General features: G+C 64.6%; 17 protein-coding genes and 2 tRNA genes. 3 read left to right on the forward strand and 16 right to left on the reverse strand.

All coding sequences use genetic code 11. The annotated features are described in order from the left end of the window. From AB0J29_RS10170 to AB0J29_RS10180, 3 genes are all read right to left on the reverse strand, one after another. Nucleotides 1-293: pirin family protein (locus AB0J29_RS10170; RefSeq protein WP_364782383.1), on the reverse strand; the 293-nt coding region annotated here is incomplete at its 3' end. A gap of 102 nt (nt 294-395) precedes the next feature. After that, entirely contained in the window at nt 396-695 is a 300-nt protein-coding gene (locus AB0J29_RS10175) for an ankyrin repeat domain-containing protein (RefSeq protein ID WP_364782386.1), read from the reverse strand. A 283-nt stretch (nt 696-978) separates the two neighbouring features. Further along, nucleotides 979-1,051: transfer RNA gene (locus AB0J29_RS10180), tRNA-Lys, on the reverse strand. Nucleotides 1,052-1,396: 345 nt separating this feature from the next. Here AB0J29_RS10180 and AB0J29_RS10185 point away from each other — a divergent pair. After that, entirely contained in the window at nt 1,397-2,581 is a 1,185-nt protein-coding gene (locus AB0J29_RS10185; RefSeq protein WP_364782389.1) for an Ig-like domain-containing protein, read from the forward strand. 9 nt (nt 2,582-2,590) lie between these two features. Here the strand turns inward: AB0J29_RS10185 and AB0J29_RS10190 are convergent, their stop codons facing one another. The 8 genes from AB0J29_RS10190 to AB0J29_RS10225 all read right to left on the reverse strand — a co-directional run bounded on the left by AB0J29_RS10190 (nt 2,591) and on the right by AB0J29_RS10225 (nt 10,161). Then, nucleotides 2,591-2,869, reverse strand: a complete 279-nt coding sequence (locus tag AB0J29_RS10190) for a hypothetical protein (protein WP_364782392.1) — start codon at nt 2,867-2,869, stop codon at nt 2,591-2,593. A gap of 365 nt (nt 2,870-3,234) precedes the next feature. Then, nucleotides 3,235-4,182: an ornithine cyclodeaminase family protein gene (locus AB0J29_RS10195; RefSeq protein WP_364782395.1), complete on the reverse strand. Its 948-nt coding sequence runs from the start codon at nt 4,180-4,182 to the stop codon at nt 3,235-3,237. Beyond that, on the reverse strand, nt 4,179-5,222 hold the full coding sequence (locus AB0J29_RS10200) for a proline racemase family protein (protein ID WP_364782398.1): 1,044 nt from the start codon (nt 5,220-5,222) through the stop codon (nt 4,179-4,181). The genes AB0J29_RS10195 and AB0J29_RS10200 overlap by 4 nt, the downstream gene beginning before the upstream one ends. A 62-nt stretch (nt 5,223-5,284) precedes the next feature. Continuing rightward, entirely contained in the window at nt 5,285-5,998 is a 714-nt protein-coding gene (locus AB0J29_RS10205) for an ABC transporter ATP-binding protein (protein WP_364782401.1), read from the reverse strand. Further along, complete coding sequence (locus AB0J29_RS10210) at nt 5,995-6,837, reverse strand: ABC transporter ATP-binding protein (RefSeq protein ID WP_364782404.1); 843 nt, start codon at nt 6,835-6,837, stop codon at nt 5,995-5,997. The genes AB0J29_RS10205 and AB0J29_RS10210 overlap by 4 nt, the downstream gene beginning before the upstream one ends. Further along, the gene (locus AB0J29_RS10215) at nt 6,834-7,946 is read right to left on the reverse strand and encodes a branched-chain amino acid ABC transporter permease (RefSeq protein ID WP_364782407.1); all 1,113 of its coding nucleotides are present in this window, start codon (nt 7,944-7,946) and stop codon (nt 6,834-6,836) included. The genes AB0J29_RS10210 and AB0J29_RS10215 overlap by 4 nt, the downstream gene beginning before the upstream one ends. Then, entirely contained in the window at nt 7,946-8,845 is a 900-nt protein-coding gene (locus tag AB0J29_RS10220; protein ID WP_364782410.1) for a branched-chain amino acid ABC transporter permease, read from the reverse strand. The genes AB0J29_RS10215 and AB0J29_RS10220 overlap by 1 nt, the downstream gene beginning before the upstream one ends. Before the next feature lie 113 nt (nt 8,846-8,958). After that, entirely contained in the window at nt 8,959-10,161 is a 1,203-nt protein-coding gene (locus AB0J29_RS10225; RefSeq protein ID WP_364782414.1) for a branched-chain amino acid ABC transporter substrate-binding protein, read from the reverse strand. A 529-nt stretch (nt 10,162-10,690) separates the two neighbouring features. Here AB0J29_RS10225 and AB0J29_RS10230 point away from each other — a divergent pair. Then, nucleotides 10,691-11,383, forward strand: coding sequence for a GntR family transcriptional regulator (locus AB0J29_RS10230; RefSeq protein WP_364782417.1), 693 nt, complete (start codon nt 10,691-10,693; stop codon nt 11,381-11,383). A 55-nt stretch (nt 11,384-11,438) separates the two neighbouring features. Here the strand turns inward: AB0J29_RS10230 and AB0J29_RS10235 are convergent, their stop codons facing one another. The 3 genes from AB0J29_RS10235 to orn form a co-directional block, all read right to left on the reverse strand. Beyond that, nucleotides 11,439-12,155, reverse strand: a complete 717-nt coding sequence (locus AB0J29_RS10235; RefSeq protein WP_364782420.1) for a GntR family transcriptional regulator — start codon at nt 12,153-12,155, stop codon at nt 11,439-11,441. 195 nt (nt 12,156-12,350) lie between these two features. After that, nucleotides 12,351-12,426 (reverse strand) — tRNA-His (locus tag AB0J29_RS10240). A gap of 56 nt (nt 12,427-12,482) precedes the next feature. Further along, nucleotides 12,483-13,124 (reverse strand): oligoribonuclease, encoded by a 642-nt coding sequence (gene orn / locus AB0J29_RS10245; protein ID WP_364782423.1) that lies wholly within the window; start codon nt 13,122-13,124, stop codon nt 12,483-12,485. Between the two features lie 275 nt (nt 13,125-13,399). On the opposite strand from orn, the gene AB0J29_RS10250 reads away from it, so the two are divergent. Further along, entirely contained in the window at nt 13,400-15,214 is a 1,815-nt protein-coding gene (locus tag AB0J29_RS10250) for a helicase HerA-like domain-containing protein (protein ID WP_364782825.1), read from the forward strand. A gap of 118 nt (nt 15,215-15,332) precedes the next feature. Here AB0J29_RS10250 and lysA read toward each other — a convergent pair whose 3' ends face one another. Continuing rightward, entirely contained in the window at nt 15,333-16,676 is a 1,344-nt protein-coding gene (gene lysA / locus AB0J29_RS10255; protein ID WP_364782426.1) for a diaminopimelate decarboxylase, read from the reverse strand. Between the two features lie 168 nt (nt 16,677-16,844). Then, nucleotides 16,845-17,648: a mycolate reductase gene (gene cmrA, locus AB0J29_RS10260; protein ID WP_364782429.1), complete on the reverse strand. Its 804-nt coding sequence runs from the start codon at nt 17,646-17,648 to the stop codon at nt 16,845-16,847. Between the last annotated feature and the right edge of the window lie 167 nt (nt 17,649-17,815).

The following is a 17,815-nucleotide window of genomic DNA, read 5'->3' on the forward strand; positions in this document are numbered from 1 at the left end:
GCCAGGCCGGGGTAGATCACGCCGTTGTGGCCGGTGGAGTCCTGGTGGACCAGCGAGCCCTTCAGCACCCACGTGACGATCTCCATGTCGCGGTGTGGATGGGTGTCGAACCCCGTACCGGGATCGACGATGTCGTCGTTGTTGACCAGCAGCAGCCCATGATGAGTATTGGCCTGGTCGAAATGGTGGCCGAAGGAAAACGAGTGCTTGGAATCCAGCCAGCCGTAGTCGGACTTGAACCGGTCCTCGGCGCGGCGGATGTCGACGGTGGGAGTCGAGTCGATGGTGCTCATGAGGTGTCTTCCTCCAAGATCGGTGCCGGCCTGATCGCCGACTCGCAATTTGGTTTCCATGGAAACTAACCTGCGTCGGAGCGGAACTATTTCCGCCAGCGATCACGACGCATCCGGCTGTCGTGTCAACTTGTTAGTTGCTATCGGCAGATCCGGGTTCATGCCATGGTCGAGCAGTAGCCGCACCGTCTTGGCATGGCCCCTGTTCGCGGCCCTCGAAAGAGCAGTCGACTCCGCTTCGATGCCCTGGGCCAGCAGGTAAGCGAGGATCTCGGTTCTGCCCCACTCCGCGGCCCAACCGAGAAGAGAGCCAGAGCCTCCCGGCGCAGTGGCACTCGCCAGGTCGACACCAGCTTGGTGAGCGCGTCGCACCTCGTCGGCGTCGCCGCGTATGACAGCCATGACGAGATCGAACTATTCTGCGCCGAGCACCACATGAGTATGCCTTGCCCCGGCTTTCGACCAGCACTTCGTCACCTTGGGGTGTATTCGGTCACAGCCCTGTTGCGTGATCGTCACGGAGCGGCATTACATCGTCTCACCGAAACGGGCACCAGACTCATCGGCCGTGCTGGAGCTGGGGCTAGGCATGGCCAGCCGCGGAACCTTGGTGGTGACTTTTGGTGACGGTCCTGTAGAGCAAACAGGCCCGACCATAAAGTCGGGCCTGACCTACTAACTTAGGTGCGCCATCAGGGACTCGAACCCCGAACCCGCTGATTAAGAGTCAGCTGCTCTGCCAATTGAGCTAATGGCGCGTATCTTGCTGTGCTCCGCGTTGCGGTGCGGGACAAACATTAACAGGCCGAGTGCCCAGAAGTGAAATCGGTTTCTGACCGGGGGTGAGGGGGTTTCGCGATGGGTGTTAACACCCGGCCGGGTGCGGTTGATCTAACCGGTGCAACTCGCCTGTGGCGGAGTGCTTTCCATTGAGATGGACTCGTTGAGCTGGTGGCAGAATGTCTGGAGCGTGGTCCGAGCCGAACTCCGTCGGCGTTGCGGGAGGAGCGTGGTCGGGTTGGATCCGAAGCCGTCGGTGCCCTGGTGCATCGGGACTTGAAACGGGGTTGGTTATGAGCGTTGGTCAGGGTCGACATCGGTCGATGAGAAAGATCACAGGACCGGTAATCGTATGCGCGGTGGTGGCGCTGGCCTTGACGGCGTGTTCGTCGTCCAACGCCAGCGACGCCGCTACGGTCGCGATCGACCGCAATCCGGTCACCGAACTGATGAAGCCCAAGCTGTTATCTCCGGTCAAGGACGGTGGCACGGGGGTTTCGCCGGGCGTGCCGCTGACCTTCACAGTCGACGATGGCAAGTTCACCACCGTCACATTGACCAACTCGAAGGGCGCTCCGGTCGCAGGCAAGCTGGCCGCGGACGGACGGAGCTGGGAGACCACCGAGGTACTCGGCTACGGCAAGACCTACAAGCTCGAGGCCGGCGCGATCGGTCTCGGCGGTGCGAACACCACCGTGTTGAGCTTCACGACCAGTTCCCCGGACAGTCAGACCAAGCCGTTTCTGCTGCCGGGCGAAGGGGAAGTGGTCGGTATCGGTCAGCCGGTGGCCGTGCAGTTCGACGAGAACATCCCGGACCGCAAGGCCGCGCAGAACGCGATCAAAATCACTACCGAGCCGCCGGTCGAGGGCGCCTTCTATTGGGTGAACAATCGTGAGGTCCGGTGGCGGCCGGAGCATTTCTGGGCGCCGGGCACCAAGGTCACCATCGATGTGGATGTCTACGGCCGTGATCTCGGCAAGGGGCTGTTCGGCCAGGACAATATCCACTCCTTCTTCACCATCGGCGATCCGACGATCTTCACCGCGGATGACAGCACCAAGCAGGTGACGGTGGAGATGAACGGTCAGGTGGTGCGGACCATGCCCACCTCGATGGGGAAGGACAGCACCCCGACCGATAACGGCATCTACATCGTCGGCGACCGCTTCGACCGCATCATCATGGATTCCTCGACCTACGGCGTCGCGGTGAGTTCGCCGAACGGCTACAAGACGCCGGTCGACTACGCGACCCGACTTTCCTACTCCGGCATCTTCTTTCACTCCGCGCCGTGGTCGGTCGGTGCGCAGGGAAACTCGAACACCAGCCACGGCTGCCTGAATCTGAGCCCGGCGAACGCGCTGTGGGTCTTGCAGAACGCCAAACGTGGCGACATCACCATCGTCAAGAACACTGTGGGCGGCACGCTTTCGGGCGTGGACGGACTCGGCGACTGGAACATTCCGTGGCCGGAGTGGAAGGCGGGCAACGCCGACAATCGCTAGGGAATCGCCCTACGCGCAACTGAGCGTCGCGCCGACGGCGCTCCCGAGTGCGGCGCACATCAGCGGCCCGCCGAACAGTAGATTCTCGAAGCCGGACATCGCGGCACCGGCCGAGCCGGTGCCCGAGGAGCCGGTGGTGGTGACACCGCCGGCCGATCCGGTGGTGACGGAGCTCGAACCCGTACTGGATCCGGTGCCCGGTTCGACCACGATATCCGCGGTCGCGGTACCGGTGGCTCCGGTGAGCAGAGTTGCGCCGACGAAAGCTGCGATTGCCGCGGAACGCATCACGAACTTGGTGTCTTTCTGATCAGTCGGGGTAGTGTCCTGCTGACACCGCCCCTGCTGACTGCAGTCTATGGAGTGAAACGTAGATATGTCAGATAATTGGCAGAGTCCGCGAAGGCCTGGCATGTGAGACCTTGACATGCGTGAAATCGACTGCCGCACAAAGGCATAGGCCCAGGAGGTCCGACTGTGTCGGGAGCCTCCTCGGCCTTCCGGCCTTCCGAGCCCCGGATGTCCCGGCATACGTACCAGGAAATCCGGTCAAGGGGCATCCGGCAGGTCGGTACTGTTGTGCGGCAAGTGCTGCGATCCGATGCTGGTCATGGCAGCAGGCAGCCCGCCTGTCCTGCGTGGTGGCAGGGGCGTCACGCTCTCGCACACCATCGTTCGTATGCCGCGACGGCGACGACCAGATCTTCCCACGCCATTCCGGTCGTCTTGACGACGGTCGGACGGCTGTTGGCAATCGCCCGGCCGTTCCCTTGCCCCAGGACACCGAACAGGTCCGCCAGGGAAACCAGTGAACTCGGGTCGAGCAGGCCCTCCGCCGCCGCGAGTACGACGTCTCCGGCCTCGCGAAGTGCGACGTCTCGGCTCTCGACGACGACCGTCGCGCGTCCCAGGAGCGCGCCGTCGAGTTCGCGTGCCGACGGCTCATGGGAACCGACGGCGATGACGACCGCGCCGTCGCGCACGAGGTGTCCATCGAAGACCGGCTCGCGGGCAGAGGTTGCCGTGACGACCACGTCCGCGACCCGAACGTAGTCGGCGAGCGCTGCGTCATCTGCCGCGAGGTGCCGGTCGGCCCACGCCGGGACCAGACCGCCACGACGCGTCACGACACTGACATCGATAAGAGGTGCGTGAGCTCGTATCGTGCGCACGTGTCCTTCGCCCTGCGGGCCCACGCCGAAGACGACGAGCCGGAGCCCGTCACCGGACTCGTCCGCGAGTGCACCGAGCAGGTCGAGGCACGCCGCGACCGAGACTGCGGGCGTGCGCAGGGTCGTCAGCGCCACGCCGTCGAGTATCGCAACGGGACACAACGTCTCGGCGTCGTGGAGGAGGTAGGTGGCGTTGATCCGTTCCAAGCCGAGTGCGGGGTTGTCCGGGGCAACCGTCGCGACCTTTACTCCGAACCATTGACCTGCCTCCGACGGCATGATCAACGCCTGGCCTTTGCTCAGTGGGATGACGGCGCGGGGCACGTCGTCATCCGGGTCGAGTCCGGCGCGGAGCGCGTCCTGTAGTGTCGCTACCGCGGCGACAGGACCGAGTGCGAAGATGTCGTCGGAGTCGAGAAATACGCTCATCGCAGCACGAATCCCGGAACTAGCGAATCGCGCGGGTCGACGGTGAACCGGCTTGTCCCGACCTGGTAGGCGGTGCCCGTCATCGCCGGGATGACCGCCGGGTTTCCGTGTGCCGTGGCCTGCTCCGCGATCCATGCCCGGAATACCGAGCCCACGATGGACTCGTGCCGGAGCTCATCACCCGGGCGCAGCTCTCCGCGGTCGGCGAGGAGCGCGACCCGGGCCGACGTCCCTGATCCGCACGGAGACCGATCGACCTCGCCATCGGCGAACACGGTGATGTTGCGCTGGTGCAGTCGTCGACTTCCGTCCGCGCGCGGTTCCGGAGAGTGGACCTCCTCGGTGAGAATGGTCCCGTAGATCCCGGATAGGCGGGCATCGGTCGGGTGTTCGGCGGCGCCGGCCGCATTGAGCGCATTGCGGATCTCCCGGCCGATCTCGATGAGCTGGGTGATGTCCTCCGGCCGGACCCGCAGACCAACCGCCTGCGCCGGCAGCACGGCATACATGGCGCCGCCGAATGCGATGTCGACCGTGACAGTCCCCCGTGACGTCGCAACCTCGACGCCGCGGTCGAGGACATAGCTGGCGATATTCGTGAACGTCACGTCCTCGACGGCACCTCCGACGGTGCGAACACTCGCTGTGACGCGCCCCGACGGAACGTCGATGACCACATCCGTTACTCCGTCGGCGGGTGCCTGCACCCGACCTGATTCCACTGCCCATGCGCCGAGTGCGATCGTGCCGTGCCCGCAGGCTGTCGAAAAACCGTCTTTGTGCCAGAAAAGCACCCCCAAGTGGGCGCCGGAGTCGTCCGGTGGGACGAGGAAACCGCCGTACATGTCGGCGTGACCACGTGGCTCGCTGCACAGCAGCGCCCGGACCCACTGCACTTCGTCGCTTTCCATCGCGAGAACCCGCCGTTCGGCGACGGTGAGCCCGTCGCCAGCCACGGCCATCCGACAGTCCGGCACTATCCGGAACGGTTCACCGCCGGTGTGCCAGTCGATCGTCTCGATCGGCGTCATGCTCGTCATCGGCGTCGTGCTCCTTGTCATCCCCGTCATGGTCATCCCCGTCATGCTCCTTGTCATCGCCGTCATGCTCCGAGGTATGCCTCGACGACCTGCGGGTCGGCACGTAGTTCGTCGGCCGAACCGGTTACCGTCACCCGGCCGGAGTCGAGAACATAGCCGCGGTGAGCTACTTTCAGCGCGGCCCGTGCGTTCTGTTCGATGAGCAGCACCGCCGTTCCCGCTTGGTTGATCGAGACGATGGCCTCCATGACCTGGGACACGACCAGCGGCGCGAGACCCATGGATGGTTCGTCCAACATGATCAGCCGGGGTCCGGCGATCATCGCCCGCCCGATCGCGAGCATCTGTTGCTCGCCGCCGGAGAGGGTGCCGCCCTGCTGGTTGCGGCGTTCGGCCATCCGCGGGAACAGGTCGTATACCTGATCGATCCGTTTGCCGATCGCTGCGCTGTCCCGCACGGTGTAGCCGCCGAGCTGGAGGTTCTCGTGCACGGTCAACCGCGAGAAGATCCGCCGACCTTCCGGCACCTGCAGGATCCCGCGCTCGACGATCGACCACGGCGTCGCCGCAGTGATGTCGTCGCCGTATGCCGTGATGGACCCGGCCCGGGACCGGACCACGCCGGAGATCGTCGATACCGTTGTCGACTTGCCGGCGCCGTTGTTGCCGAGGAGTGCGACGATCTCGTTTTCTGCAACGGTGAGATCGAGACCCCGCAGGGCCTCCACCTTGCCGTAGGCGACCTCGAGCCCCCTGATGTCGAGGACTGTGCTCACTGCCGTACCTCCAGCCCCGGGTCACCCGGAATCGCTTCGGCCGCGATTCGTTCCGCCTCCGCGTGCGCGTCTTCGTCCTCGGCACCGAGGTATGCCTCGATGACGGCCGGATTCGACCGGATCTGCGCCGGCGTGCCGTCGGCGATCTCCTTGCCGTAGCTGAGCACGACGATCCGCTCGGACACCTGCATGACCAGACCCATGTCGTGCTCGATCAGGACCACCGCGATCCCGAGATCGGCGATGCGTTGCATGAGGTCGAGCAGTCGCTTCTTCTCTCCGTGGTTCAGTCCGGCCGCAGGCTCATCCAGCAGGAGCATCCGGGGCTCGCGGGCGAGGGCCCGCGCGATCTCCACCCGCCGCTGCTCGCCGTACGGGAGGTTGCGGATCTGCATGGTTCGGTCGTGCTGCATCCCCACGAAGTCGAGCCACTTTTCCGCTTCGTCGGTAGCCGCGTCCTCGGAGCGCCGGTAGCGCGGCGTGTGCAGTATCGCGTCGAGGAAGTTCTGCCTGATGCGTACGTGCATCCCGGCCCGCACGTTGTCGAGGACCGACATGTCGCCGAAGAGCCGAAGGTTCTGGAATGTCCGCGCAATGCCGCTCGCGGCGATGACGGCGGGCCGCTTTCCGGTGATGTCGGCGCCCGCGAATGTCACGGAGCCAGCCGACGGCTTGTAGAAGCCGGTAATGCAATTGAAGGCGCTCGTCTTGCCGGCGCCGTTCGGCCCGATGACCGCCAGCACCTCACCCTCACGGACCGAGAAGGTCAGGCCGTCGACGGCGCGGACACCGCCGAAGGACACGGCCATGTCCTTGACATCGAGCAGGACTGTGCTCACGAGGCACCTCCCAAGTTGGTGGTCGATGCTTGCCGCTTGCGCCGCTTCGGTTCCCCGATGTGTGCCGGCAGCAGCCCCTGGGGGCGGAAGATCATGATGACGATCAGCAGCACGCCGAATATGAGGTAGCGCCAGTTCTGCGCATCGCGCAGCAGCTCGGGCAACAGCGAGATCGCCAGAGCCCCGACGACGACACCCGGGGTGGACCCCATACCGCCCAGGACGACGGCCATCAAAATGAGTGCCGACCACAGGAAATTGAAGCTCGGCGGTGAGATCGCCGTCTGGTGGGCGGCGAAGAGCACACCCGCGATGCCGCCGAAGATCGCACCCGCAATGTATGCCGTGAACTTCACCTTGTAGGTATGGATGCCCATCGCCTCGGCGGCGTCCTCATCCTCACGGACGAAGCGCCACGCCCGGCCGAGCCTGCCACGCCCGAGCCGGCTCGAAAACAGCACGGCCAGACAAACGATGACGGCGGTGACCCAGTAGATCGCGACGTCGGACCGCAGTCCGAAGTTGCCCAGGTCGGGGATGCCATACAAGCCGTTCGGTCCACCGGTGAAATCGAGATTGTTCGCGGTGATGCGGATGATCTCTCCGAAGCCGAGAGTGACGATCGCCAGGTAGTCGCTGCGGAGCCGAAGTGTCGGCCCGCCGATGATGAGTCCACCGGCGACCGCGGCAACCACGACCGCAGGAATGGTCGCGATCATCGGCCACCCGAATTTCGTCGACAGGACACCCGAGGTGTATGCGCCGATCGCGAAGAACGCGGCATACCCGAGGTCGAGGAGTCCACAGAAGCCGACCACGATGTTCAGCCCGACCGCGAGCATCACGAAAATGAGTGCGTCCGTGGCGATTTGAATCACATAGGTGCTCGAGTCGAGATACGGCAGCACCAGCGCGAGGCCGGCTACGACGGCGCCGAGCCATTTGCTCGCGAGGACACTCGACAGCGCGCGCGACAGCTGCGCGCCGCCCGGCTTCGGACTCCCCACGCCCCTCCCAGCGAGCGCGACATTCGCGGGTGCACGTTCCTCGACAGCCCGAACGTATGCCGAGCCATCCTCGCCTGTCTGCAAGGCCGACTTGTCGTTCATCACACACGCTCCGTGACACGCTCGCCGAGCAGCCCTGTCGGGCGCACGGTCAGGAAGAGGATGAGGAAGCCGAACGCGAAGACATCACGCCATTGACTGCCGAGGAACGCGACACCGAACGACTCGAGCAGACCGAGCACCATCGCGCCGAGCACGGCTCCGCGCAGGTTCCCGATGCCACCGATGACCGCGGCGGTGAACGCCTTGAGCCCGATGACGAAGCCCATCAGGAAGTCGATCTTCCCGTAGTACACGCCGGCCATGACTCCCGCCGCGCCGGCCAGTGCGGACCCGAGGAAGAAGGTCCGGGAGATGACGCGATCGACGTTGACCCCCATGAGCAGACATGCCTTCGGGTCCAGCGCGATCGCCCGCATTGCGCGGCCCGATCGGGTCTTCCGGACCAGGGTGTCGAGGGCGACCATGAGCGCGACGGCGATCGCCACCATCGCGAGTTGCGCGTACGTGATCCGCGCTCCGGCGATGTCCAGTGCACCGCCGCTCACTCCGATCGGATACACCTCCGGGTTCGGGCCGTACGCCACCGCGATGCCGTATTCCAGCGCGAAACTTGCACCCACTGCTGTGATGAGGACCGACAGCCGCGGCGCGCTCCGCAAGGGGCGGTAGGCGACCCGCTCGAGGATGACACCGAACGTTCCGGTCCCGATCATCGCGACGAGCATGATGACGACGAGAGCCAGGAAACCGCCGCCGAGCGCACCGGCGCCGACGCTCAGCGTGGTGAAACCGGCGAATGCGCCGAGCATGTAGATGTCGCCGTGGGCAAAGTTCAGCAGTTTGATGATCCCGTAGACCATCGAGTAGCCCAGGGCGACCAGGGCGTAGAACGACCCGACGAATAGGCCGTCGAGCACGAGTTGAGGGAGATTATCCATGCGTTTTCCCAGCATGTGAGAGATATCAGGGCGAGAGAGAAATGTTGAAAGTTGTTGCGTAACAATCGAAATGCCGGGTGGCCGACCGAGGCAGGGCGGCCACCCGGCGTCTCTCACTTGTTGAGGGCGAAATCGTCACCCCGCACGACCAGGATGTCGAATCCACCCTCGGTCAGCGTGTGCTCGGGCGTGAACTTCAGCGGGCCGGAAAAAATTTTGAACCCGTTGATCTGCATGAGCGCCTTGATAACGGCTTGACCGTCCGTGGAGCCGGCGAGCCTGATCGCTTCCGCGGCAACCCGTATGGCGTCGTACGACTGGGTGGAGTACGGGCCGGGTGCGGAGCCGAACTTGTCCTGGTACTTCTTGACCCAGGCCTGACCATCCGGGACGGTCTGCGGCGTCTCGGTCATCGTCGCGAACACGCCCTGCGCATTCTGCTGACCTGCGATCTGGACCAGCTTCTCGTCGACCGTTCCATCCGCGACCATGATCTTGCCCTGATAGCCGGCAGCCTTGAGCTGCTTGATGATCAGACCCCCCTCTTGGTAATAGCCGGTCCAGTAGACGAAGTCCGCATGGGAGCTCATCACGGCGTTGACAGCACCGGAATAATTCGATTCTCCGGCGGTGACCGACTGGTGGGTGACGACGTTGACACCGAGCGACTGCAGATCCAGCCCAGCGCGCTTGGCGATGTCGGTCGAATACGACGTGTTGTCATCGAGCAGGGCGACAGCCGTGCTGCCCTGCGACTTGATGAACTTCGATGCGGCCTCCGCCTGCTGGATGCCGGTGCCGTTGATCATGAAAACGTTGGGCAGCTTCTGCGCGACGAGGTCTGCGGAGTTCGCCGCCGGGATGATCATCGGGATGTTCGCCTTGTTGAAGATGCTCAGCGTCGGCAGGGTCGCGGAGGAGCAGTAGCCACCGACAGAGATGTCGATGTGGTCACTGACGAGCTTCGCGGCACCGGCAGCGGCCGTCCTCGGGTCGCATCCCTCGTCCGAGACGGTGAGCGCGAGCTTGCGGCCGCCGACCCCGCCCTGCGCGTTGATCTCGTCGACCGCGAGCTGGGCACCGTTCTGCATATTCGGACCGATTGCCGCCGAACTGCCGGTCAGCGGCGTGAGCATGCCGAGGTTGATCGTGCCGGTGGTTCCGGAGCCGTTGTTTCCGGAACCTCCTTGGGTGAGGTTGCTGCCGCACGCGGCGAGGCTGAGCCCGATCACCATGGCGGCCGCAATCACGGCGCCGCGACGAATGAGGGTCATTGGGTTACTCCATCTTGCGTGGCCCGCCGACGGACGGACCATCCAGTTAGCCGAGGCCGTGCCGCGACTGAATAAACACTTGCATCAGACTGTGGTATGTGACATTTCACATACCATAGCGCCTGCGGCGGAACTTTTGTGAGTTTTCTCCTTTTGACGACACGTAACTTCTGTGGTTTGCACCCAGACCGGCGCACTAGACAGCTCAGGGGGTGAAAACCAATAGATGGGGGTCGGATGGCTCGAGCATGTACTGTGCGGTTCTGGTGATCCGCGCGCTTCCGGTGATCGACGGACTCCGGGTCGCTGATGCTCCTTGCGCGACGACTGTCGCGGTCATCCGACTCCTCCAATCCAGTGCCGTGTCGCAGCGCGTCGCATGTATCAGTGCGGTACTGTGACGTGGACCACTGGTGATCAGTATTGCAATTTCACATTGCAATGGCAATAGCTTCGCCGAAGGTTGATCGCCATCAAACCGGCCGAGCGGTAACACCAGGAGAATGTGCTATTACAATGTGACACTGGACGAAGCTTGGCTTCTCGCACAACCAGGAACCGGGGTGGGCATATGGCACCAGTCGAGCAGCTGGCACTCAAATCCATCCGCTCTCGAACCACCCTGAGAGGGCAGGTCTCCGAGGCCCTTCGTTCGGCACTGATCACCGGCGAGATGAAGCCCGGAGTGGTCTATCCAGCCCCGCTGCTCGCCGCTCAGCTCGGAGTATCGGCGACCCCTGTGCGCGAAGCCATGCTCGAGCTGGTCCGCGAAGGGCTGGTCGAAGTTGTCCGGAACACCGGCTTCCGCGTCACCGAGATGAGCGACGCCGAACTCGACGATCTTGTGGAGCTACGCCTGCTGATCGAGGTGCCGATCATGGGTGCGGTGGCAGAGTTCTGCGAGGGTGATACCGCACGTCGCGTCGCAGAACTTCGCCCACTCGCTCGCCAACTCGTCGAGGCTGCCGAAGCCGTCGACCTGCGTGGCTACACCCAACTCGACACCGAATTCCACATCCGCTTCCTAGCGCTGCACGGCAACCCGAAGATCGTCGAAGAAGTTCGCGGACTGCGCAGTCGCAGCCGCCTCTACGGCCTCGAATCACTGGCCGCGGAAGGCAACCTGGTGGCGACGACTGTCGAACATGAGCAAATGATCGATCTTGCCCTGGCCCGAGATCGTGCCGGCATGGCGGACTTGGTCCGCACGCATATCGGCCACGTCCGGCGCGAGTGGGCCTCGCATCGCCCAACCACCGGCTAACTGGAGCAGTTCCGGCACGACCGACCGGAATCGCGGCCGGGTGAAGACCGAGTTCTCACTGGTCCGCGGCGCGCACGGGGTCGGTCGGGTCGGATGGTTTGTCGGCCCAGATTCCGCGGACGTGGCCGATGTGGCGGCGCATGAGCTGTTCGGCACCCTCGGCGTCGTGTCTGTCGATGAGGTCGAGCAGCTCGGTGTGCTCATGGGAGGAGGCAACGAGCTGGCCGCGGTCGGCCAGGCTCTTGAGCCCATAGATTCGGGAGCGGGCGCGCAACGATCGCACCGTCTCGACCAACTGCGGGTTGCCCGCCAGACTCAGCAGTTTGGTGTGGAATTCCATGTCGATGGTGACATGGGTGATGAGGTCGTGCGCGGCGGCGGCGTTTTCGATGTCCTCGGCGAGCGGACGAAGTTCGGCGATGCGCTCGGGGTCGACGCCGGACTCCGCGATGCGGCGCACCGTGGGAACCTCGATCAGCATGCGCAGCTCGGTCAGGTGGTCCAGTTCTTCCTCGGACGGTTCGGTGACCCGGAATCCCTTGTTGCGGACCGCCTCGACGAGCCCTTCCATGGCGAGGTCGATCATCGCTTCGCGGACCGGGGTGGCCGATACATTGAATTGTTCGGCCAGGGCCGGGGCCGAGTAGATCATCCGGGGGCGCAGCTCCCCGGAGATGACAGCGCCGCGTAGGGTCTCGATGATCTCCTCGCGGATGTTGGGACGGCGCCGAAAGGCCGCAAGTGCAGATGTAGCCGTGTCGTTGATGGACATCGGTTCCTCCTCAGCTGGAGATCCGTCGCCATAGTGAGACGAAGGCGTTGATCGAGGAGCTGGTTGATTACCGGCCCCGGATCGGCTGGTCCCGGTCTTCCGAATTCCAGTGGACGATATCGTCGACAGTGAAGAATCTGCTGGTCAAAGTGCGCGAACCGCCCCCGAGGGGGACGGTTCGCGCACCAGGACGTTTGGGGTGAGTGACGGGACTCGAACCCGCGACAGCCAGGATCACAACCTGGTGCTCTACCAACTGAACTACACTCACCATCGCCGGTGAAATCACCAGCGCGGTCGATATTAGCGTGTCAACCCCTCGAGTCCCTAATCGGTTTCTGACGTGGTGTTTTGCTCGCCCGCATCGGTGCCACCGCTCAGTTCGTTCGCGACGGCGGCGATCTCGGTGGTCGACGGGCCAGGCGCGGCGACGAAGGCTGTGCGCCGGTAGTACTCCAGCTCGCGGATGGATTCCTTGATGTCGGCTAAAGCGCGGTGGGTCAGGCCCTTCTCCGGCTGGCCGAAGTAGATGCGCGGATACCAGCGGCGGCACAGTTCCTTGATGGAACTCACATCGATCATCCGGTAGTGCAGATGCGCATCGAGTGCGGGCATATCGCGGGCGATGAAGCCGCGGTCGGTCGCGATGGAATTGCCGGCCAGTGGCACCGTGCCCGCGGTCGGGGCGTATTCGCGGATGTAGTCGAGTACCTGCTGCTCGGCGTCGGCGAGGGTGACCGTGGAGCGGCGCACTTCTTCGGTCAGGCCCGAGCGTGCGTGCATATCGGCGACCACCTGCGGCATGGCTGCCAAGGCCGCGTCGTCGGCGTGGATGACGATATCCACGCCGTCACCGAGGACATTGAGGTCGCTATCGGTCACGAGCGCGGCCACCTCGATCAGCTTGTCGCTGTCGAGGCGCAGGCCGGTCATCTCACAATCCATCCATACCACGTATTTGTCGGACACCTCGGCAACATTAGCCGTATTTATTGGCGATGCATTCGGCGTACCTGTTCGCGGCAGCTACTCGGTCCCACTTCGCTCGAAACCGGAGGTTGTGCTGGTGCTGTTTGCGCAGGAGTGCATGTCACCACAGGGTTGAGCCGACTCGGTGGGAGCAGCGGTTATAGAGTTTGCGGGAGATCGGCGGATGCGTTTTCGGCATGACAGCTAACACTGGGAAGCAGTCATGGTCAGACCAGACGGAGGACGCCATGAACGCAGGATCGCGAAGCGATTCGATGGGGGGTGGTGGTCGGCAGACGGGCGGGCCAACCCCTCAGGAGAAGGCGGCCGCGGCACGGAAAGCGGCCGAGGAGGCGGCGCGCGTGGCCGCCGAAGCCGCCGCCGCGGCCGTGGCCGCCGAACGCGAGTTGGCCGAGCAGGAGGCGGCCGCCGCGACCGCGGATCCGAATGCGGCGAATGCGGTGGCACAGGCCGCTGCTGCGCAATCCAGGGCCGCCGTGACGGCGCAGACCGCGGCCGCCAGCGCTGCCGCGGCGGAATCCGCGCAATTGGCGGCGAACACCGCGGAACAGTCGGTGGCGCAGGAGATCGCGGCCGGGTACGCGTTCGACGGTGCGGCGCTGGAATTGGGCACCGTTGTCGTGGATGGTGCCGTGGATCCGACTGCGCGCGTGCGGATTCCGATGCGCACCATGAACCGGCACGGGCTGGTCGCCGGTGCGACGGGTACCGGTAAGACGAAAACGCTACAGGGCATTGCCGAACAGCTGTCCCGCGCCGGGGTTCCGGTGGTACTCGCCGATATCAAGGGTGATCTGTCGGGGCTCGCGCTGCCCGGGCAGACGAATGACAAGCTCAGCGCCAGGGCGGCCGAGACCGGTGCGCCCGGCTGGGCGCCGGCCGGCTATCCGACCGAATTCGTCTCGCTCGGCACCGGCGGTGTCGGCGTGCCGATCCGTGCGACCATCACCGCATTCGGCCCGGTGTTGCTCAGTAAGGTGTTGGGACTCAACGAAACTCAGGAGTCCACGCTCGGGCTGATTTTCCACTGGGCGGATAGGGCGGGGCTCGGTCTGCTGGATCTGAAGGATCTGCGCGCGGTCATCACCCACCTCACCAGCCCAGAGGGCAAGGAGGATCTCCACGGCATCGGCGGGGTTTCGGCGGCGACCGCGGGGGTGATCCTGCGCGCGCTGGTGAATCTCGAGGCCGACGGCGGTGACACCTTCTTCGGTGAGCCCGAACTGGATCCGGCCGATCTGCTGCGCACCGCGGGCGGTCAGGGTGTGATCACACTGTTCGAACTCGGCGCGCAGGCGGCGCGGCCGGTGATGTTCTCGACCTTCCTGATGTGGGTGCTCGCCGATCTGTTCCAGACGCTGCCCGAGGTCGGCGATGTCGAAAAGCCCAAGCTGGTCTTCATTTTCGACGAGGCGCACCTGCTATTCGCGGATGCCTCGAAGGCATTCCTGGAGCAGGTGGAGCAGACGGTCAAGCTGATCCGGTCCAAGGGTGTCGGCGTCTTCTTCTGCACTCAGCTGCCCACCGATATCCCGAATTCAGTACTCTCCCAACTCGGTGCGCGCATTCAGCATGCGCTGCGTGCCTTCACCCCCGACGATCAGAAGGCGCTGTCCAGGACCGTACGCACCTACCCGAAGACCGGTGTCTATGACTTGGAGAAGGCGCTGACCTCGTTGGGTACCGGTGAGGCGATCGTGACAGTGCTTTCCGAGCAGGGCGCGCCGACTCCCGTGGCGTGGACCAGGATGCAGCCGCCACGCTCCCTGATGGACACCATCGGCGCGGAGCAGATCAAGTCGCGGGCGCTATCCAGCGCGCTGGCCGCGAAGTACGGCCAGACCATCGATCGTGAGTCCGCCTATGAGATCTTGGCCGCGAAAGTCGCGGCGGCCCAACAGGAAGCGGAGGCACCTCCGGCTCCGGGTCGTTCAAAGGCCACCCCCGAGGCGGAATCCGCCGCCGAGCGCATTATGAAGAATCCGGCGGTGAAGAGCTTCCTGCGTTCGGCCGCGACCGCCGCAGGTCGGGAGATCAGCCGCAGCATTTTCGGCACCCGCAAGCGCTGAGTGTGCGTGGAAAACCTGGACCCGCCGACGGTTCGGTCGGCGGTCCGGTTGTTTGTGAACAGCCGGTGCTCGATACATCGGCCCTGCCGCCGGACAAGTCGATGACCGGCGGCGCCCGTCAGTTGCCGATATCGCGGGCGAGTAGATCGTCGGTGGTTTCGCGGCGGATCAGTTGGCGGGCACGCCCGTCGCGTACCGCGATGACCGGTGGTCGACCGACGCTGTTGTAGGACGAGGCGAGACTGTGGTGGTAGGCGCCGGTGCACGGCACCGCGAGCACCTCGCCGGGGCGCAAGTCGGCCGGGAGTCGAACATCGGTGGCCAGCACATCGCCCGCCTCGCAGTAGCGACCCGCTACCGTCGCGGTCATCTCCGGGCCGCAGGGATGCCGATTGGCAACGACCACTTCGTATTTCGCGCCGTACAGTGCGACGCGGGCGTTATCGCCCATACCGCCGTCGACGGTGACGAAAGTCCGGCCGCCGTCGATGTGCTTGATCGATAGCACCCGGTACAACGTCACCCCAGCGCGCGCAACGATGGCGCGACCCGGTTCCAAGGCGATATTCGGGCGCGGGAAGTGGTGGCGTGCGCAGGCCGCGTCCAGGGCGTCGTCGATGATGTCGGCGAGTTCGGTCAGATTCATCTCGGCGTCGCCGCTGCGGTAGGCAACCGCATGTCCGCCGCCGAGGTCGAGATCGGTGAGGATGCGGCCGTGATCCGCACGGACCCTCGCCATTTCGCCGATCAACCGGCGTACCGCCTCACCGTAATGGTCCGGGTCGTAGATCTGCGAACCGAGGTGGCAGTGGAAGCCGATCAGCTCGAGGTTCGGCTGGCGCATAATGCGTTGGACCGCCTCGGTGGCCAGATCGCTGCCGATCGGAAAACCGAATTTCTGGTCCAGCACACCAGTTTTCACGGCGGGATGCCCGTGCACATCGATGCCGGGGGACAGTCGCAGCAGGACTTGTTGCGGTCGAGTGGACAGTGCCGACAGCAGGGTGATCTCGGTCAGCGAATCGACCACGATCCGGCCGACCCCGCTGTGCATGGCAACCGCGAGCTCGTCGGAGGATTTTCCATTGCCGTGCAATACGATTCGCTTCGGATCGACACCGGCCGCCATGGCGATGGCGAGCTCACCCGCCGAGCATACGTCGATCGAAAGTCCTTCCTGGGTAACCCATTCCGCGACCGCGCGGATCATCAGCGCCTTGCCCGCGTAGATGATCTCGGCCTCCGGGAAGGCCTTCTTGTAGGCCCGGCAGCGGGTGCGGACCTCGTGCTCGTCGAGCACATAGGTGGCGGTGCCGTACTGGTCGGCAATATCGGCCAGGGCGACCCCACCGAGGGTGATTCTGCCGTCGTCGTCGTAGTGGGTATCCTGCGGCCAGACGGCGGAGTCGAGCCGCGAAGGCCTTCCCGATCGTAGCGAGGGGAAGATTTCGAGCAGCGTCACGTGATTCTCCTGGGTGCGCCCCCGTTTTCTCGGGCATGCGGGGCCGATATCAGGACTACGCCGGTACCTGGTGATCATGGGTGATGCTGACGGTTCCTTGACGCACCGCCAACGTTTCCTGACGGGTTGCTGATCAGCGCAGTGCCGCGGCCCGCACCCCGCTGTTTCTCAGCCGCCGAGCTTCTTGTAGAACGCACCTGCGACCGGGGCGGTGAGGGCGCGGGGGCCGTATTGGCCTGCCACGCTCATGCCCTTGCTGATCAGGCCGGGGACCACGCGCATCTTGTTCCGGGCCAGGGCGTCGATGGAGATCTTGGCCGTGTACTCGGAGGTGACCCACATGAAGTCGGGCACCATGCGGTCGACGATGGAGGCATCGGCCGGATCGGGGTTTTCGGTGCGGACCGGGCCCGGGGCGAGCAGGGTGACGTGCACGCCGGAGCCCTTCAATTCGCCACGCAGCGATTCGGAGAAGGTATTTGCGAAGGCCTTGCTCGCCGCATAGGTCGCATTGTTCGGAATCGGCATATTGCCCGCCGCCGAACCGCTGATCAGGATGCCGCCGCCACCCCTTGCGATCATGCCGGGCAGCACGGCCAACGTGAGGTCGTGCACGGCGACGGCATTGAGCTCCATCTGGGCTCGCTCATAGGCGGGATCCAATTCGGCGACCGCACCGAAGGTTGCGATACCGGCGTTATTGCACAGGATCGAAATATCGCGCGCCACCAACTCCTCGACCAGCGCCCCCCGCGCCGTCCGATCGGCCAGATCGACCGCCCGCACCTCCACGGCGATCCCATGCGCCAACGTCAACCGCTGCGCGAGTTCGGTCAACACCTCACCGCGCCGCGCGACCAGAATCAACGAATACCCGCGAACAGCAAGCTCAGCGGCGAGCGCGGTGCCGATGCCGGACGAAGCGCCGGTAACGACCGCGCGATTTTCGGAGGTAGGGGAGGGCAGACTCACGAGAGGAGCCTAGGGGATCCGAATGCGAGGCGCCGGCACCACCCATTCCTGCGCCGATTCGACGGGATCCCCTCGCGGATCTCGGCGTCAGTCGAGATTGCTGTGGTGGCGGGGTGTTCTCGCTTGGCCTGCACCAATGCCTGGTGCACCGCACCGCAGGGTGCGGC

The organism is Nocardia sp. NPDC049707, from assembly GCF_040674855.1.
Taxonomy (GTDB): domain Bacteria; phylum Actinomycetota; class Actinomycetes; order Mycobacteriales; family Mycobacteriaceae; genus Nocardia.

What these genes read in the sequence shown, in the direction of transcription:
- AB0J29_RS10175 (WP_364782386.1), bottom strand. Translation starts at nt 695, where the DNA reads ATGGCTGTCATACGCGGCGACGCCGACGAGGTGCGACGCGCTCACCAA.
- AB0J29_RS10185 (WP_364782389.1), top strand. Translation starts at nt 1,397, where the DNA reads ATGAGAAAGATCACAGGACCGGTAATCGTATGCGCGGTGGTGGCGCTG.
- AB0J29_RS10190 (WP_364782392.1), bottom strand. Translation starts at nt 2,869, where the DNA reads ATGCGTTCCGCGGCAATCGCAGCTTTCGTCGGCGCAACTCTGCTCACC.
- AB0J29_RS10195 (WP_364782395.1), bottom strand. Translation starts at nt 4,182, where the DNA reads ATGAGCGTATTTCTCGACTCCGACGACATCTTCGCACTCGGTCCTGTC.
- AB0J29_RS10200 (WP_364782398.1), bottom strand. Translation starts at nt 5,222, where the DNA reads ATGACGAGCATGACGCCGATCGAGACGATCGACTGGCACACCGGCGGT.
- AB0J29_RS10215 (WP_364782407.1), bottom strand. Translation starts at nt 7,946, where the DNA reads ATGAACGACAAGTCGGCCTTGCAGACAGGCGAGGATGGCTCGGCATAC.
- AB0J29_RS10220 (WP_364782410.1), bottom strand. Translation starts at nt 8,845, where the DNA reads ATGGATAATCTCCCTCAACTCGTGCTCGACGGCCTATTCGTCGGGTCG.
- AB0J29_RS10225 (WP_364782414.1), bottom strand. Translation starts at nt 10,161, where the DNA reads ATGGTCCGTCCGTCGGCGGGCCACGCAAGATGGAGTAACCCAATGACC.
- AB0J29_RS10230 (WP_364782417.1), top strand. Translation starts at nt 10,691, where the DNA reads ATGGCACCAGTCGAGCAGCTGGCACTCAAATCCATCCGCTCTCGAACC.
- AB0J29_RS10235 (WP_364782420.1), bottom strand. Translation starts at nt 12,155, where the DNA reads ATGTCCATCAACGACACGGCTACATCTGCACTTGCGGCCTTTCGGCGC.
- AB0J29_RS10250 (WP_364782825.1), top strand. Translation starts at nt 13,400, where the DNA reads ATGGGGGGTGGTGGTCGGCAGACGGGCGGGCCAACCCCTCAGGAGAAG.